This window comes from Paenalicyclobacillus macrosporangiidus, assembly GCF_900116805.1.
Classification (GTDB): Bacteria; Bacillota; Bacilli; order Alicyclobacillales; family Alicyclobacillaceae; genus Alicyclobacillus_H; species Alicyclobacillus_H macrosporangiidus.
Genome location: NZ_FPBV01000004.1, coordinates 127961 through 143753 on the forward strand (window position 1 = coordinate 127961; position 15793 = coordinate 143753).

Annotated in this window: 18 protein-coding genes and 2 pseudogenes; 10 read left to right on the forward strand and 10 right to left on the reverse strand. The window is 67.3% G+C overall.

All coding sequences use genetic code 11. From position 1 onward, the window contains the following. The 3 genes from BM357_RS05185 to rarD form a co-directional block, all read right to left on the reverse strand. Complete coding sequence (locus BM357_RS05185) at positions 1-528, reverse strand: RNA polymerase sigma factor (protein ID WP_074950309.1); 528 nt, start codon at positions 526-528, stop codon at positions 1-3. A gap of 335 nt (positions 529-863) precedes the next feature. Next, the gene (locus tag BM357_RS05190; RefSeq protein WP_074950311.1) at positions 864-1991 is read right to left on the reverse strand and encodes a zinc-dependent alcohol dehydrogenase family protein; all 1128 of its coding nucleotides are present in this window, start codon (positions 1989-1991) and stop codon (positions 864-866) included. Positions 1992-2048: 57 nt separating this feature from the next. Then, complete coding sequence (gene rarD / locus BM357_RS05195; protein ID WP_245783849.1) at positions 2049-2957, reverse strand: EamA family transporter RarD; 909 nt, start codon at positions 2955-2957, stop codon at positions 2049-2051. 173 nt (positions 2958-3130) lie between these two features. On the opposite strand from rarD, the gene BM357_RS05200 reads away from it, so the two are divergent. Beyond that, positions 3131-3697, forward strand: coding sequence for a hypothetical protein (locus tag BM357_RS05200; RefSeq protein WP_074950315.1), 567 nt, complete (start codon positions 3131-3133; stop codon positions 3695-3697). A gap of 24 nt (positions 3698-3721) precedes the next feature. On the opposite strand, the gene BM357_RS05205 is transcribed toward BM357_RS05200, so the two are convergent. Next, complete coding sequence (locus BM357_RS05205; protein WP_074950317.1) at positions 3722-4798, reverse strand: glycoside hydrolase family 130 protein; 1077 nt, start codon at positions 4796-4798, stop codon at positions 3722-3724. A gap of 450 nt (positions 4799-5248) precedes the next feature. On the opposite strand from BM357_RS05205, the gene BM357_RS05210 reads away from it, so the two are divergent. Both BM357_RS05210 and BM357_RS05215 read left to right on the forward strand, forming a co-directional pair. Next, positions 5249-5986 carry a YjbE family putative metal transport protein gene (locus tag BM357_RS05210; RefSeq protein WP_074950319.1) on the forward strand — a complete coding sequence of 246 codons (738 nt, stop codon included), beginning with the start codon at positions 5249-5251 and terminating at the stop codon, positions 5984-5986. 63 nt (positions 5987-6049) lie between these two features. Then, a complete protein-coding gene (locus BM357_RS05215; RefSeq protein WP_074950321.1) occupies positions 6050-6286 on the forward strand; it encodes a hypothetical protein in 237 nt (78 codons plus the stop codon). Positions 6287-6315: 29 nt separating this feature from the next. On the opposite strand, the gene BM357_RS05220 is transcribed toward BM357_RS05215, so the two are convergent. The 3 genes from BM357_RS05220 to BM357_RS05230 all read right to left on the reverse strand — a co-directional run bounded on the left by BM357_RS05220 (position 6316) and on the right by BM357_RS05230 (position 9044). Beyond that, complete coding sequence (locus BM357_RS05220) at positions 6316-7386, reverse strand: DUF4179 domain-containing protein (RefSeq protein WP_074950323.1); 1071 nt, start codon at positions 7384-7386, stop codon at positions 6316-6318. A 5-nt stretch (positions 7387-7391) separates the two neighbouring features. Next, positions 7392-7958 (reverse strand): RNA polymerase sigma factor, encoded by a 567-nt coding sequence (locus BM357_RS05225; RefSeq protein ID WP_074950325.1) that lies wholly within the window; start codon positions 7956-7958, stop codon positions 7392-7394. Positions 7959-8114: 156 nt separating this feature from the next. After that, entirely contained in the window at positions 8115-9044 is a 930-nt protein-coding gene (locus tag BM357_RS05230; RefSeq protein ID WP_074950327.1) for an NADP-dependent oxidoreductase, read from the reverse strand. Between the two features lie 139 nt (positions 9045-9183). Here BM357_RS05230 and BM357_RS05235 point away from each other — a divergent pair, with 139 nt between their 5' ends. From BM357_RS05235 to BM357_RS05250, 5 genes and pseudogenes are all read left to right on the forward strand, one after another. Continuing rightward, the gene (locus BM357_RS05235; RefSeq protein WP_074950329.1) at positions 9184-9621 is read left to right on the forward strand and encodes an SRPBCC family protein; all 438 of its coding nucleotides are present in this window, start codon (positions 9184-9186) and stop codon (positions 9619-9621) included. A gap of 539 nt (positions 9622-10160) precedes the next feature. Continuing rightward, positions 10161-10757, forward strand: a pseudogene (locus BM357_RS20565) (sensor histidine kinase); the annotation flags it as partial. A 110-nt stretch (positions 10758-10867) separates the two neighbouring features. After that, positions 10868-11044 (forward strand): annotated as a pseudogene (locus tag BM357_RS20185) (response regulator); the annotation flags it as partial. Next, positions 11018-11119, forward strand: a complete 102-nt coding sequence (locus BM357_RS20640) for a response regulator transcription factor (RefSeq protein ID WP_175511446.1) — start codon at positions 11018-11020, stop codon at positions 11117-11119. The pseudogene BM357_RS20185 and the gene BM357_RS20640, both read left to right, overlap by 27 nt. A 168-nt stretch (positions 11120-11287) precedes the next feature. Next, positions 11288-11794 carry a DUF1453 family protein gene (locus tag BM357_RS05250; RefSeq protein ID WP_074950335.1) on the forward strand — a complete coding sequence of 169 codons (507 nt, stop codon included), beginning with the start codon at positions 11288-11290 and terminating at the stop codon, positions 11792-11794. A 5-nt stretch (positions 11795-11799) separates the two neighbouring features. On the opposite strand, the gene BM357_RS05255 is transcribed toward BM357_RS05250, so the two are convergent. Continuing rightward, positions 11800-12513, reverse strand: a complete 714-nt coding sequence (locus BM357_RS05255; protein ID WP_074950337.1) for a hypothetical protein — start codon at positions 12511-12513, stop codon at positions 11800-11802. An 82-nt stretch (positions 12514-12595) separates the two neighbouring features. Between BM357_RS05255 and BM357_RS05260 the strand changes: the two genes are divergently transcribed. Both BM357_RS05260 and BM357_RS05265 read left to right on the forward strand, forming a co-directional pair. Continuing rightward, complete coding sequence (locus tag BM357_RS05260) at positions 12596-12922, forward strand: DUF6054 family protein (RefSeq protein ID WP_074950339.1); 327 nt, start codon at positions 12596-12598, stop codon at positions 12920-12922. A gap of 38 nt (positions 12923-12960) precedes the next feature. Further along, positions 12961-13281 (forward strand): TipAS antibiotic-recognition domain-containing protein, encoded by a 321-nt coding sequence (locus tag BM357_RS05265; protein ID WP_139234572.1) that lies wholly within the window; start codon positions 12961-12963, stop codon positions 13279-13281. Here the strand turns inward: BM357_RS05265 and BM357_RS05270 are convergent. Continuing rightward, positions 13233-14201, reverse strand: coding sequence for a sirohydrochlorin chelatase (locus tag BM357_RS05270; protein WP_175511447.1), 969 nt, complete (start codon positions 14199-14201; stop codon positions 13233-13235). The two genes, BM357_RS05265 and BM357_RS05270, sit on opposite strands and share 49 nt — an antisense overlap. Next, on the reverse strand, positions 14198-15793 hold the full coding sequence (cobA, locus tag BM357_RS05275) for a uroporphyrinogen-III C-methyltransferase (protein WP_217647668.1): 1596 nt from the start codon (positions 15791-15793) through the stop codon (positions 14198-14200). The genes BM357_RS05270 and cobA overlap by 4 nt, the downstream gene beginning before the upstream one ends.

Here is a 15793-nt window from a genome sequence, read left to right on the forward strand (position 1 = left end):
TCATCCCTCCCTGTCCATCTGTTCCAACGCCTGTCGCAGCCGCTCCTTCGCCCGCCGGAGCCGCGTCTTGACCGTGTTGGACGAGACGCCGAGCACCGCCGCCGTCTCCTCCACGCTCATGTCGTGGTAGTACCGCATCACCAACACCTCCCGGTACTTGACCGGAAGCTGCATCACCTGCGCCAGCACCCCCGATTCGTCGAGGGCCGCGTAGTGATCCGGGCGGCCCGGCGCGTGGCGGCTCAAGCCCTCGCCATCCATCAGCACCCAGCGCCGCACCCGCCGGGCCCGCAGCATGCTCCGGGCCCGGTTGACGGTGCAGGTCGTCAGCCACGTGCGCACCGCCGCCGGAGGTTGCTGGGGATCCAATCGATGGAACGCCGTGATGAACACCTCCTGGACGCAGTCCTCCGCGCTCTGGATGCTCCCGAGGTACGACGCGGCCAGATGGATCAACCGGCTCTGGTGTTCCGCGATCAGCCGCTGCAGCCACGCCGTCTGGCCAGCGTCCACCTCTTCCCCGGTCACCGCTGGCGGCCAGCCGCAGGCTCGTTCGGGCCAATTCAGCGTATCCGTGGGGGTCACCTCCTGGTTTGAACATGGACACCCTACATACGCGCGGGAGGATGGCGAAGGGTTCAACGGGCGGGCGAATCGGAAGATATGAAGAGCAGAACCATGAGGGCCCGATGCCGGCATGGCAGGAGCATCGGACCCCTGGCTTCGAGTGGCAGAACAGCGGAGCCTGGGAAAGAGCGATGAAGTGCGGGTAGCCGGGTGGGGCACCCGATGCATCCGCGTCCCCACCCGGAAGCGAAGGGGGGTTCCCTGCGGGCGGGCGGACTCATCCCACGGGCCGGCGGTTACGGCACGAGCACAAGACGGTTGACCTCGCCCCGATCCAGGCGATCGAACCCCTCGTTCACCTCGTCCAGCCGAATGCGCCCGGAGAGCAGCTTGTTCACGGGCAGCCGCCCCCGCTTGTACAGTTCGATGAAGCGAGGGATGTCCCGCGCCGGTACACAACTGCCCACGTACGAACCTTTGAGCGTCCTCTCCTCCGCCGTCAACACCACCGGCGGCAGGGACATCCGGTGATCCGGATGCGGCAGGCCGGTCGTCACCGTGGTCCCGCCGCGGCGCGTGATCCGGAAGGCGGTCTCCAGCGCCGGCACCGAGCCCGCCGTCTCGATGGCGAACTCCACGCCCCCGCCGGTCGCCGCGCGAATGTGATCCATCACGTCCGGGTCCCGCGCATCAAACGTATCCGTCGCCCCCAACGCCTCCGCCTGCCGCAGTTTGGAAGGGTTGACGTCGATGGCGACGATCCGCCGGGCACCCGCCGCCAACGCCCCCAGGAGGGCGCTGAGCCCCACGCCGCCCAGCCCAACGATGGCGACGGAGCTGCCCGCGGACACGCGGGCAGTGTTGACGACCGCGCCGACACCGGTCATCACCGCGCATCCAAAGACCGCCAATTCGTCGAAGGGGACGTCCGGATCGACCCGGACGAGCGAGTGCTGGGATACGACGGCGTATTCGGCAAACGCGGAGACGCCCAGGTGATGGTGGATCTCCGCCCCGTCCTCGTGGTGCAGACGGCGGCCCCCGCCGAGCAGCGTTCCGGCCGTGTTCGCCGCGGCGCCCGTCTCGCACAGATTCGGCCGGCCCTCCTGGCACGGCACACAGTGGCCGCAACTGGGGACGAAGGAGCAGACCACGTGATCGCCGGGCCGGACCCCCACGACCCCCGGTCCCACCGCGACCACCTCGCCCGCCGCCTCGTGACCCAACACCATGGGTACGGGCCGCGGCCGGCTGCCGTTGATCACGGACAGGTCCGAATGGCACAGCCCGGCGGCGCGGATGCGGATCAACACTTCACCGAATTGCGGGTCGTCCAGGTGAACGGTGCAGATCTCCAACGGCCGGCTCTCCACATAAGGGGCCGGCTTGCCCATGGCGGTCAACACGGCAGCGCGCGTTTGCACACACAACGCCTCCCTGTCTTCGATGCTGTGATTCTTATGATTCTACCATGAATCTTTTCACTTCATCCCGACGGTTTGAGGCGCGGTCCCCATCTGCCGCCTGCGGACGTGGCGCAGCGACGAGACGCTGTACAGCACCAGGGCCGTCCAAATCAGCGCGAACGCCAACAGGTCCGTTTCCGTAAACGTCTCGTGATAGACGAACACCCCGAGCAGCAGCGTGATGGTGGGAGACAGATACTGGACGAATCCCAGGGTGACCATGCTCAGCGCTTTGGCCGCCATGCCGAACCACAAGAGCGGCAACGCCGTGGCGAGCCCGGAGAACAGCAACAGGATCAGGTGCGCGGGCGGCAGGCTCCAGGCGCCGTCCGTGCCCTGCACGTGCGTCACGGCCAGGTACAGCAACGACAACGGAAGAACCAGGGTGGTCTCCCACGTCAGGCTCTCCATGGCCTCCATGGGCACCTTCTTCTTGACCAATCCGTACAGACCGAAGGAGATCGCGAGGGCGATGGCGATCCATGGGAACCGGCCGTACGCCCACACCGACACGGCCACCCCGGCCGCCGCGACGGCGAGCGCCCCCCACTGCCATGCGTTCAGCCGCTCCCGCAAGAACACGATGCCGAGCAGGACGTTCACCAGCGGATTGATGTAATACCCGAGGCTCGCCTCCACCATGTGGTCCGAGTTGACCGCGTAGATGTAGGTCAACCAGTTGATGGTGATGAGCATCGCCCCGATGGTCGTCCAGGCCAAATACCGCGGGTTTTGCGCGATCCGCAGGCCATCCCGCAGGCGGCCCGTCACGTACAGGAGTCCCCACACGAACACGGCCGACCACAACACCCGGTGGGCGAGCACTTCTATCGCCGACAGGTTCGCGAACAGCTTCCAGTAGACCGGAAGCAGCCCCCAGCCACCGTAAGCCAGCACCGCGTAGACGATGCCCTTCTTGTTCACCCTCAACATCCCTCCTTCTCACACATCGCGTGTACGCCCGTCGAGCGTGGTGACGTTCTCATCATACCCCCGCCCGTTTGAATTGCAACAGCCTGGAAATCCGGCACGGGATTGAAAACCGGACGGGCAATCGGGGATGATGTCGTCAGGGAACCGAATGAGGAGGAGTACCGTTGTTTCGACGCATCGGGAAGCTGTGGCGCCTCTGGGAGATTTACTCTTTCATCCAATCCTTCACCCCGGCCGGCTATGCCGCGGACAAGGCGTGGAACTATGTCCTGGATCGCCTGCGCACGCGGGACTGGGTCTTCCTGATCCTCTCCGGGGTGCTCGCCGTCTTATGGGGATTGGAGGGCATCAATTGGGGGGTTCAACTGGTCCTGTCCATTCTGCGCGCCTTGGGGGTCTCCCGCACCGTGTGGCCCCAGGGCCCTGTGTCCGCCCTGGGGCACCCCACGGTGGATCGCTTGGTCTGGTGGCTCCTCGCGGGACTCCTGTGGGCGGTGTCCTTCCTGCGTTGGTTGCTTGCTCTCCTTCGCCACCTGTGTGTTTCCCGCACGGACGGGGGAGCCGGCGCATGGCGCAAGCACGCCACCGAAGGGCGCTTCTCCGGAGGCCGGGGCGGACGGGACCCCCTGAACACGGAACGAGGCGCGCGAAGCCTTCCGGTAGGTGAAATCCCTGCCGGATGGCTGTCGTTGTTCCTCGCTTGGGTCGCGGAGATCCTCATCTTCGCGTGATCCGGCACGGGTGCCGTGGCCGGCTTATACCCGCTCCACGGCGCCGGCCGGATCACCGAGGGAATCGAGGACGTCCGACAAGGAGAACTCCGCCGCCGCGATGGCCTCGTCGGCCACGCCATAATACATGCGGATGCGGTCACCCTCGAGCAGGGCCCCGCAGGAGAACACCACGCCGCCGAAGAAGCCGTTCATCTCGTAGGCGGTCTCCGGTGCCAGGATGGGTTCACGGGAGCGGGCGACCACGCGGCCGGGATCGTCCAGATCCAGCAGCGCCGCCCCCATGGCGTAGTGGTTGTCCGCATCCGCGCCGTGGTACAGCACCAACCATCCCTTGTCGGTCCGGATGGGCACCGCGCCGCCGCCGATGCGCTGCCCGTCCCACATCCCCGGCCGGCGCCCGAACAGATACCGGTGATTTCCCCAATGCTGCAAATCCGGAGAATCGGCGATCCAGATGTCAAGCGCGCCCATCCCCCGCGGCGCCGGCCGGTGCAGGGCGAAGTAACGGCCTCCGACGGCCTCCGGAAACAGCACCACATCCTTGTTCTCCGGGGGGAAGATCAATCCCAGGCGTTCAACCCTTTGAAAATCCCGGGTCACGGCCAGCCCCACGGCCACCCCGTAACCGGAGACCGCGGTGTACGTGATGTAATAGGCGTCGCCAATCCTCGCCACCCGCGGGTCTTCCACCCCGAAGGCCTCGTACGGGGTCTCCGGCTGCACCAACGGCTTTTCATCCACGGTGAAGTGGCGGCCGTCGCGGCTTCGCGCCACGCGCAGGTGGGACATGGACGTCAACCACACCGTCTCCAGCGTGTCCGCACGCCGGACCGCGCGTGGATCGCTAAAATCATACGCCGTGTCCGACCGGTCCAGCTTCCGCACGGTCGTCTGTCCAGAGTCGGGATCGTACACGGGCACGCCCACGGTTTCCGACGTGGCCGCTGCCTGCTCTGCGACCCGGAGCAGGAGGATCACCTCGTCCCCGTAGCGCGCCACACCGGCGTTGAAGGCCCCGATGACCTTCAGATCCGGCCGTGATGGCGGTACGTCCTTCGGCGTGAGCAGAGGATTCTCCGGAAAGCGAATGGCCTGCAACTGTATCCCTCCGTGCCAACCGTCTGAGACGGTGCATTTGGATCCTGATCCTAATGTGTCCCATCCGGTTTGGCAATCCTCGGGTTCGTCCAGGTTTGTCCCTTCATCTTGACAAGGGGACGCCAAAGGTCTATGTTTCATTCCGGACAAACCGAAAGGGTTGCGAGACCTCTCGGTGCCACAAACGTCATCCTGTGAGGGAGTAGCTGCCGCGGCCCGGCCGCGGGTGAAGCGCGCCGTCAATACGGTGAAAGCAGGTCTGGCACCCGCTTTGCCCGGCGCCTTCCATGGCACCCATTCGACATCAGGGACCATGAGCGAGACTTGCAGTCCATACGGGGGAATGGGAGAGAATGGACCCCCGCCGCGGACTGGGTCTCGCTCATTGCGTTTATGACGCGTACGACGCGCCTGCCGGCTGTCCTCGTTCACATTCTGGAGGTGTCCTGATTGGATTGGATCTTGCTCGTCGCCAACGTCGCTCTGGTCAACATCATCCTGTCCGGAGACAATGCGCTCGCCATCTCCATGGCGGCAAACCGGCTGCCGGAAGCCATGCGGAAGCGGGCCATCACGCTCGGCAGCACCATCGCCATCCTGCTCTTGATCCTTTTTACCGCCGCCGGGACGTTCCTCATTCGCCTGCCCGTGCTCAAGACCATCGCCGGGGTGATGCTGTGGTGGATCGCCGTCCGGCTGGTCCTGGAGCATGTGCGTCCGGCCACCGAAGAGGCACCGACCGTGTCCGCCCAGCCCAACGAGCTCTGGAGAGCCATCGGCGCGATTGTCGTCGCCGACCTCGGCATGGAGCTTGACAACGCGATGGCCATGCTCGGCGCGGCCAACGGCCGCTTGAGCGTGCTGATGGTGGGCTTTCTCTTCACCATCCCGTTCCTCATCTTCGGAAGCCGGTTCATCTCCAGGGTGTTTGATCGACTGCCGTGGATTGTGTATCTGGCAGCAGCCTACATCACCTGGATCGCCGGACGCATGGCCGCCGACGACCCCATCTTGCTCCGCACCCCTTGGCATCCCTTCTTGCACTGGGCGGTGCCGGTGACCTTCGTCGCCGTCTTCGTGGCCGCCACGATCCTGCTCGTCCTGTGGTTCCGGCATCGACGCGCAGAACCGGTGGCGCACCCCGGGACCGCAGCCGCGGCCAGCACGCAAGGCGCCGACCGCCCGTGAGGGGACACCCTGCATAAGGCCGGCCTCCGCGTGCATCCTATCGGATATCCGCAGGAGGGGGACATGGAGATGCATCGAGATCGAACGGATCGGCGAGAGACGGAGCGCCATCCAGTCGCACGCGCGGAAGAAGACGATCTTCACCACCTCATCTCGTCTCTCGACGAACACCAACGGCGGCAGGTGCGCGCGTACATCGAACGGTTGAAGCTCGGCCAAATCCGGTACAGCGGGCCCCAGAACGGTCTGTACACCGGCGAATTTCCGGATCGCATCGGGGGTTTTGTGCAGGACCCGTGAAGGCGCACCCGTTCGCCGGAGGGCCGGGGTCAGGACAAAGTGAACGGAAACACCCAGGTCCCCGGGACCTCCCCCACGCGGTGAACGATGAGCTCGTAGCGGTGCCCCGGTTGCAGCGGCGCTGTCATGACCTTCATCTCCACCGTCCGTCCCTGTGAGACCGTCCCGGCGGACAGCATCGGATACCGCTCCCCGGTGTCCACGCAGACCAGCTCCGGCCGATCATCATTCCGCGCAACCACGTCTTCCCCCGTGGGCACCGACCGTACACCGGACAGACGAAACTCCGCGCTGCCCGGGGTGAGGAGGATGGTGTCGAGCCGCAGGGTCACCCCTCCATCCGAGGCGCTCCGGTTGACCGTGACGGTACGTTCGGAACCCGACGGGTTCTGCACCCAAGTGAATCCCCAGTGGCCTGACCGTTGCTTTTGCTGGGACCCGTCCACCGACAGCCATTCCATCCCGTCGATGCGCAACGTCAGGCGCAGGCCGAGGGCCAACTTCCACGCCGGCACGCCATCGAACGTCAACTCCCCCGCTCCGGTGTCGGTGTCCCAGGTGCCGCTCGAAACCCGGTACACGTGGCCGAACTGATCCGTGACGACGACCCTGGAAGAATCGGGATGCCACAAGGCACTGTCGATCCGCAGGAACAGGACCATCCTGGCGCTGTCCACATACGCTCCCGACAGATGCACGGTCAGCCCGTTGTCCGTCGCGGACACATCCAACGTCTGGATGCCTCCCTCGCGGGCGAGGCGCGCGAGACCCCGGTCCTGCGGCAGAATCAACCATTGCGCGCCGGGAATGCCGTCGACGGCGGCGTAGACGGTCTCTGCCCAATTGGGGGCGTAATACAACGCCCCCCTTGCCCCCGCCACGATGGCGGCGCAGGCGGCCAGCCCGACGACGCCCCGGCGGAACCACCGGATCGCACGCGGCTCCCCGGCCTGCCGTCCTGCCGCTGAAGAACGTACCGCCTCGCGCACCATCTCCGGCACATCCGCCGCCACCTGGGGTGCTGTGTCCGCAAAATAGCGCCGCACAGCCTCTTCGACTTCCGCGATCCGTGCATCCACCGGCTGTCTGTCTCCCGTCATCGGCCTCATCCTCCGTCCGTCTCGCCGCATCCCCATCTCCCGGCGGCGCTCGGGCCGCCGGCCCCTTCGCCCATCTCGCGCAGCCGCCGCAGGGCACGGCTGAGGCGAGCCTTCACGGTCCCTTCGCGCATCCCCGTAATGGCCGCGATTTGCTGCACGGTGAGATCCTCGCCGTAACGCATGGCCAACAACTGTCGATCCCGCTCCGGGAGCAGTGCCAGCAGCTCGCCAATCCACATGCGATCCAGCGCACGCTCCTGCGGGATCCCCTGCGCAGCCGCGCCGCCGTGCACATCCCAAGGAAGGTCCTCTGGCCTGGACCGGCGCCGCTCGTTCAGGAACAAGCGCCACAAAATCCGGAGCATCCACGCCTCCGGCGAGGTCCGAATGCGATGTCGCGTTTGCCACGTGCGGGTCAGCGCCTCCTGCACCAGGTCCTCCGCCAACTGCACGTCGCCGGTCCATCGGGCCGCCAGCCGCAGCGCCCGCGGCACGACCGCCTCCGCGAAGCGGGAAAACCCATGGACATCCTGAATGTCTTCCGGCCGTGTGTCTGTTTTGGGACCATCCACGAACTCTGCCTCCTCGCACCCTTCACCCGTATGACACACGAGTCCGCAGAAACGTTGCAGGCCGCCGGAACATACCGGCGGCCCGATGTGGCGGGACGATGGAGCGACGTGCCACGGTGCAAGGTCCAGAGCCTCCCGGACCTTCCCGGCGACGACTCACTTCACCCGAAGCACAATTTTCCCCTGCAGATGGCGGTGCTCGCTCAGCTCATGCGCCTTGGCCGCCTCGGCCAGGGGGAACACCGCCCCCACCACCGGCTTCACCCGGCCCTCCTCGATGAGGCGGCCGATCTTCGCGAGCTTCTCGCCGTCAGGTTCCAGGAAAAACCAGGCGCCTCGGATACCTCTCGCCTCGCATGCCTCCTGTTGGGGTGGCGACACGATGGAGATCAGGAGTCCGCCGGGTTTGACCACGTCCAGGCTCTTTTCCTGCACGTCCGCCCCGACGGTGTCGAAGACGATGTCATACACCCGCCCGTCCTTCGTGAAATCTTCCGCGGTGTAGTCGATCACGCGGTCCGCCCCGAGCTCTTGCGCCAACGGCGCATTCCGCGCGCTCACGGTGGTCGTGACCTCGGCGCCGAAGTGTTTCGCGAACTGGATAGCGTACACGCCCACGCCGCCAGCGCCGGCATGAATGAGGACCCGTTGCCCCGCCTGCACACCTGCCCGGTCCACCAAAGCTTCCCAGGCGGTCAACGCCGCGAGCGGCACGGCGGCCGCCTCCTCGAACGACAGATTGGAAGGTTTCTTGGCCACGAGACGCTCGTCGACCGCGATGTGCTCTGCGTAAGCGCCGTTGCGGGCGATGTCAGGCCGGGAGAACACCTCGTCTCCCACGCGGAAGCGGGTGACCTCCGGTCCTGTCCTCACCACCACCCCCGCCACGTCCCAGCCGAGAATGAGCGGAAACGCGTACTGCAACCGCTGCTGCAGCCACCCGTTGCGGATCTTCCAATCCACCGGATTGACCGCGGCCGCGTGCACCTCAATCAACACATCCCGGGGACCCACCTGTGGCTCCGGCAGTTCGCCGTAGCGAAGTTGATCCCGGCCCCCGTACGCCTCAATATAGACGGCCTTCATCGCATCATCCCCCTCACGATTCCATGGTAAGTGATGCACCACCATTGTACATCGAACGCCTGGTTCGCATCGTGATACAATCCTCTCAGCACCCGTTGCACCGTGTCTGCATCGACACCATTCATGAGGAGTGAAACGCATGACCCAGCCCACGAAGGCCCTGCCCGACATCCGCCACACCATCGTTCTCCGTGCGCCCATCGAACGGGTATGGAAAGCCGTGGCCACCGCCGAAGGCCTGGCCGGATGGTGGATGCCGAACACGTTCGAGCCCGTTGCCGGCCGTGACTTCGTCCTGCACGCCGGACCGTACGGGGACTCGGCGTGCCGGGTGACCGAGATCCATCCGCCCCACCGCCTCGCCTTCCACTGGGACACGGACTGGCATGTGGTGTTCGAACTCCGCGAACGCCCGGACGGCGAGACGGAACTCACCCTCCTGCACGGCGGTTGGGCCGCCGACAAAGCGACGCGATTCGGACAACCCCACACCGCCGTGCGAGACATCATGGACGGGGGTTGGGACAAACTCATCCACGAGAAGCTGCCGGCGTACGTGCAGCAGATGTCGTCCTGAAGCCGGTTCCTCTCGCCCTCGGCCGGTGGGTGTTCCTCCTGGTCGTCCTGTACGTGATGTGGAGTCCTCTGCTGTTCGGCGGCTGGTCCATTCGCGAAGCCACGGCCGGCATCTGCGCCGCCTACTACCTCGCCCTCATGGGGATACGCCGGGAACAGTGGCCGGCCGGATGGCGCACCGCCATCGGGATGGCCTGCATCGCCGCCATGGTGGGGTTGGCCATCGGCGTCCACGAACAATCACTCGGCATGGTCGGGCTGTACTTTCTTGCCGGCGTGACAGCGGTGCGACTGCGGGGAGCCTGGTCATGGATATTGGCCGCTGCTGTCCTGGCCGGGTTTCTCCTTCTCATCGCCGACCGCTCCCTGCTCGGCCACGTGCCGGTCACTGCGTACGCGGGCCATCTCATCGGCCTCGCGGGCGCCTACGCGGCCGGGTGGAGCGTCGGCGTCCGGCGGCGGGCCCGGGAATTGCAGGAGCAGCACCTGGCGGCGTTGGAGCGCGCCCACCGCGAACTCCAGGAGGCGTCCATCCAGTCCATGCAGCTGGCCGTCCTCGAGGAGCACAACCGCATCGCCCGCGACATCCACGACAGCGTCGGACACACGCTGACGACGCTGGTGATCCAGTTGCAGGCCTTGCGCCTGCGTCTCCGCGAGGACAGGGAGGGCGCCGCATCGCAGCTCGACGCGCTCGTCGCCGTCGCCCGCCGCAGCCTGCAGGACGTGCGCAGTGCCGTGCGGGAGATGGCCGCTGAACCCGTGACCGGGCCGCAGGTCATGACCGCGCTCATCCGCCAGGTCGAGCGGAGCAGCGGTCTGCCCATCTCGTTCGAGTGGCCTACCGACCAGGACGATTGGCCGCAGGACGCCACGGCCGTCCTCCACCGGGTGCTCCAGGAGGCATTGACCAACGTCGTCCGCCACAGCAGGGCGGCACGCGCGACCGTGCGGGTGGAGCGAACGGACCACGCCGGTTCCCCCGCCCTCCGTCTCGTCGTGGAGGACGACGGCATCGCCCGCCCCGGTGCGCCGCTCGAGGAGGGATTCGGCATCCAGAGCATGCGATCCCGCTGCGAGGAGGCGGGCGGCCGCTTCTCCTGGGAGGCCCGCTCACCGCACGGCCTTCGCATCGAAGCGGTCGTCCCGTGGAACATCGCGAGCAAGGACGCCGCCCATGAATGCGACGCCGCCTGCGCCTTCGGAAACGCGGATCCGCGTCCTCATCGCGGACGATCAACGCCGACGGCTTGTGGGCGACCGGCGATATCGTCCGCCAATTGCCCCGGACCAAAGTGCTCCTGCTCACCACCTTCGATGTCCCCGAGTACGTGCACGACGGCATCCGCGCCGGCGCCGTGGGTTATCTGCTCAAGGACGAGGAGGCGGGTGCGCTGATGGACGCCATCCGCGCCGTGCACCGCATCCTGCATAAGTTGGGCGTGGAGGACCGAACCCAGGCGGTCGTCATCGCGCTGCGCCGCGGGATCGTCCGATGACCGTCTATCCGGGGATAGAGCCAAGTCAACGCACAGGCGGGCAAACATCCACCGCGCGACAGACGACCGCACGCAACCGATTGCGGTATCCTCCCATCAGCCCCCGATGACGGGGCGACGCTCCGGCCCGTTTGCCAGCGGCCAGGGGCGCACAGGAGGAATCCGCACATGCCGTATGCGAAGGATGTCATCATCGGCGTCATCCTGCTCCTCTGGATGGCCCAACGTCAACTTCGACCCCGGCCGCTCAGCGGCAGGCTCTTGGTCTGGCCTGTCATCGTGGGGCTGTACGCGACATACGAGGCCATTCAATCGCCGCATGTCGATCCCGCCGGTTGGATCTCCCTCATCGTCACCCTGCTGGTGAGCCTCGCCGTCGGCTTGGTGCGCGGCCACCTCACCCGGCTGTACCAGGAAAACGGCCAGTGGATGATTGCCGGCTCCTGGAAGAGCTTGTTGTTTTGGTTGGTCACCATCCCCATCCGCTGGGGCCTTCGCCTGGTGTTGGTCCCGCTGCTCGGCCCTGGGGCAGCGCTTCACGGCCCGGCCAGCGCCCTGCCGTATTTGTTCGCCATCACGGGTCTGCTGGCCGGCCGCGCCATCGCCATTACGCTGCGCCATCCCGACGCGGTTCGACAGGCCCGGATGCGCCTGGCGCGCAGGCGCAGCCTGTAACCGCCTTATGCCTGCCCGGCCGTCCGTCGCCGCTTCACCATTCGATACCACGACCACAGGCCGGCGGTGAACGCGGCGCTGACGGCCAAGTACGCCACGCCAATGCCCCGCAGCAGGGCGTCCTCATCCTGTTCCGTCACCCGCAGCGAACGCCCGGCCAGCACGAACCCGCCGTCCGCGCCGCCATAGGGTTCCACCACGGCCGCGATGCGCACGCCCGGCTGCGGTTCCCACGTCAACACATCCCGCCCGTGCGCCTTCGCGTAACCGAGAACGCCCGGAGAAAGGACAGGCGTCTTGCCATCCAGTTGAGCGTTCGAGTACCGCACTTGGCCATGCGCGTCGTAGACGATGACGAACGGATCGAGACTGGTCTTCACGTGCACGACCGGCCGGCCTGCCACCGATTGGATGGCCGCCCCTTCCCCCAGACGTTCTGCGATGGCCCCCACCATCTCCAACTGGGGCTGATTGGCCGCGGCACGCATCGTGTGCTGGATCACCCCGTAGGTCACCATGGCCAGGAAGGAGAGGACGAGCACTCCGGACACGTACCGGAACCACCACAGCCCCGGCCGCTCCCACGTGAAGCGTGCCACCACGGCACCGATGCCGAGATCCAACAGCGTCCGCCACGTCACCCGGTGTTGCTCCAACACGGCGTGCGGTTCATCCTCGTATCGCGCGCGCCAACTGCGGGGATAACACCGAATCGTCAATCCGGAGACGTCCCGACTCTGCCCGCCTCCAAGAAGGGCGGATGTGATACACTGACCAAAAGCGCGAAGGGAGCCGTGCGCCGTGAGCGAGCTCGCCTTTCAAGTGAATCTCACCCCCGCCGACGCGTATCAGAAGGTGCGCGACGAACAGGACGCCGATCTGGTGCATGAAGAGTTTCACGACCTCGGCGAGGGCCGATGCCTCGGAACGTTGATCTTCGAACGCTACTACTTCCGCACAAAAAACCGGGCAGCTTTGGTCGTCCTCGTCGACAACCTGCAGGGGGTGACGGAGGTTCGCGCCATTGCGACGGGCAGTTCGGAGGGCCTGTTCTTCAACATCGACTGGGGTGCCAGCGAGAACTTCGTCCGATCCGTCGAACGGATTCTGCGGGACTTCATCCGCTAGAAATCCGCCTTGACTCTCCCGTAAGGGGAGCCCTCACGATGGGAACAGGGTGGAACGAAGGCATGAGGGACCTGCTGGCGCGCGCGGAGGCCTGTTGGCGACAAGGACTGTCCCCCGCCAGCAGCGAGGTGCAGGCGTTGGTGGACGAATGGGTGTCGCACTTTGCGAATGCCATGCAGACCGAGGTGACGCCGGCCTTTCTAACCCGCTTCACGGAGTACGTCCGCCAGGTGGAACGGGAACCCAACCAGCGCCTGTGGGACATCTTCTGCCGGCTGAACCCGGAGCGGATGCGGCCCGCGTACGAAGCTCAGCAGCTCCTGTTGGCCGGCTTTCGGGTCAAGTTCGGGCTCGGGTAAGGCCGTCCCCCTGAGCGTAGGGCACCCCGGTACGCAGAGCGCCCGTCTCCGACGGTCAGGCAGGCCCACGCCGTAACCGCCCGTTCCGCCAGCACCTCCGACACCACGGGGTCTGGTCCGAGCGGCGGCGCCACCACCCAGGCCGGGGCCCCGTCGGGGGGCCCCCCTGCCCCCACGACGCTCGTGCGTGCAGGGGACTGGGGACCGCCGCCCTTGGACGCGCCATCCGCTCCTGCATCCCACGCTGCCCGAAGGCGATCCGGCAGCGTGCGCATCAGATACCCGTCAAACAGCAAGTACGGCACGACCACCACCCGGTTCGGCCGCTCGGCCGCCAACCGCCGCGCGGCCAGCTCCACCGGCGTCCCATCCCCGGCGAGCACGCCCGCGGCGAACCGCTCGGCGCCGCACATCTGCCCAATGACCGCCGCCGTTCGCAGGAACGCCTCGTGCGCCTCCACGTCCCGATTCCCCCGCCCCACCACCAGCAGGGCATCCCCGGGCGCAATCCCACCTGCCGTGCGACACCGCTCGGCGGCCAACGCCGCAAGCCGGTGATCCTCCCCCAACACCGGACCGAGACAGACCTCGGCATCCGGATGCGTGCGCGTGAACGCCTCCACTTGGGCCGGCAGGTCGGTCTTCCAGTGCCCGGCCGCGAACAGGAGCGCCGGGATCAGCGCCACCTGCCGGATGCCCCGCGCGTACAGGGCCGCGAGGGCAGTTGGAACCCCGGGATCGCGCAACTCCAAATACGCCGTCTCCACCACGGCCGACCGCGCCACCGCCGCCGGGAGCCTCTCCGCCGCCTGGCGCACCGTTCGCAGGAACATCCCGGTGCCCGCGTCGCTACGCGTGCCGTGACCGACGAACAACAGGGCCCCGGTTCGTGCCCGGCGCCGGTCCATCCGCGCCGTCACCGTCCCGCCTCCCACGCGCCGATGACGCTTTCGGTCCCCGCGCATCCGCCGTCCGCCAGCCGCCGCAGGACGTCCTCCTGACCGCCCACGCACACCGGCACCGCCGCGCCGTCCCCGAGCCACGTGCGGCACACCATGCGCCACACCGCCGCGGACACCGGCGAGAGGGCCCAAACGAGATCGATCCCGCCGGATCCCCCAGACACACCGGATGCGCCTGGGGCTCCGGACGATCCACCGTCCGCGTGCTCCACGTTCGCCAGCATGCGCTGCAGGCGCAGCCGAATCGCCGCCACATCCGCCTGCCATAGCCGCAGGCGCCGGGGCGCCGGCAGATCCGGTGCCTGGTGGCGACGCCGGATCGACGCCGCAGGATGCGGCAGGCCATCCACCGCCTCCAGCCACACGGCTGCGGCATTCTCCGGCAGGACCCCTTCCCCGTCCGCGCCGTGCTCGAGGGTCACGTCCGGGTTCAGCCCGATGCCTGCCAGCGCCGCGGCAGCGTCCGGCCCTTCCGCGACCAGGTACACCCGGGCGAGCGCGCGCGCGTCCGCCCCCGCGGACCGGAGCGCCTGCCAGACCGCCTGGACCCCGGCGGCCGTCCGGAGCCACCAGACCACGGGACCAACGCGCCCTTCGCGCTCCGCCTCGGAAGACCCCATCGCGCTGGCGGCCCACTCGGCCGCCGCTTCGCGGTGGACCACCACTGCCGAGTCCAAGGGAAGGTCGACCGCCTCCGCCCCGAGTGCCTCGAGAGATTCTGCGCCTTCCAGCGTGATCGTAGCGGACTCCCCGACGACGAGGATCCGCCGGCCGAACAGCGGTTGGCGTTCGAACCAGGCCAGGGACGGCGGGTGTGCAGCGGCCTCACCGATGACGATGACGGCGGGATTCCGCAGCCCCGCCGCCCGTACCGCCGCCGGAAGATCGATGAGCCGCGCGCGCACGGTCCGCTGGGCGGCGCGGGTCCCCCAGCGAATGACGGCGGCCGGCGTATCCGGCGAACGGCCCGCCGCGACCAGCCGATCCACAATGGTTTGCAGCGCTCCCATCCCCATCAGGATGATGAGCGTGCCGGGCGATTGAGCGAGTCCCGCCCAGTCGATCCCGCTGGAACCCTGGCACTCGTGCCCCGTGACGACGGTGAAACCCGACGCCACGCCACGCCCCGTCACCGGGATGCCCGCGCACGCGGGCACGGCGAGCGCCGAGGTGACCCCCGGAATCACCTGCCACGGGACGCCCGCCGCCTCCAGCGCCAGCGCCTCTTCACTGCCGCGGCCGAAGACGAACGGATCGCCCCCCTTCAGTCGGACGACCGTCTTGCCCGCCTTCGCCAGGCGGATCAACAACGCCTCAATGTCTCGTTGCGGCACCCGGTGATGCCCGGCCTGCTTGCCGACGTCATACACCTCCGCGTCCGGGCGAGCGTAGCGCAACAGCCGCACGGGCGCCAGGTGATCCACCACGATGGCGTCCGCCTCGGCCAGCGCGCGCCGGCCGCGCAGGGTGAGGAGACCGGCGTCCCCCGGGCCGGCGCCGACGAGAAACACGGTGCCGGCGGTCGCGTTCCTTCCCCTGCGCCGCGCCAT

Bases quoted from the DNA above. Each gene is read 5' to 3' on its own strand.
- BM357_RS05215 (WP_074950321.1), top strand. From the start codon at position 6,050: ATGGAGATGCATCGAGATCGAACGGATCGGCGAGAGACGGAGCGCCAT.
- BM357_RS05220 (WP_074950323.1), bottom strand. From the start codon at position 7,386: ATGACGGGAGACAGACAGCCGGTGGATGCACGGATCGCGGAAGTCGAA.
- BM357_RS05230 (WP_074950327.1), bottom strand. From the start codon at position 9,044: ATGAAGGCCGTCTATATTGAGGCGTACGGGGGCCGGGATCAACTTCGC.
- BM357_RS05235 (WP_074950329.1), top strand. From the start codon at position 9,184: ATGACCCAGCCCACGAAGGCCCTGCCCGACATCCGCCACACCATCGTT.
- BM357_RS20640 (WP_175511446.1), top strand. From the start codon at position 11,018: ATGGACGCCATCCGCGCCGTGCACCGCATCCTGCATAAGTTGGGCGTG.
- BM357_RS05250 (WP_074950335.1), top strand. From the start codon at position 11,288: ATGCCGTATGCGAAGGATGTCATCATCGGCGTCATCCTGCTCCTCTGG.
- BM357_RS05265 (WP_139234572.1), top strand. From the start codon at position 12,961: ATGGGAACAGGGTGGAACGAAGGCATGAGGGACCTGCTGGCGCGCGCG.
- cobA (WP_217647668.1), bottom strand. From the start codon at position 15,793: ATGGCGCGGCGCAGGGGAAGGAACGCGACCGCCGGCACCGTGTTTCTC.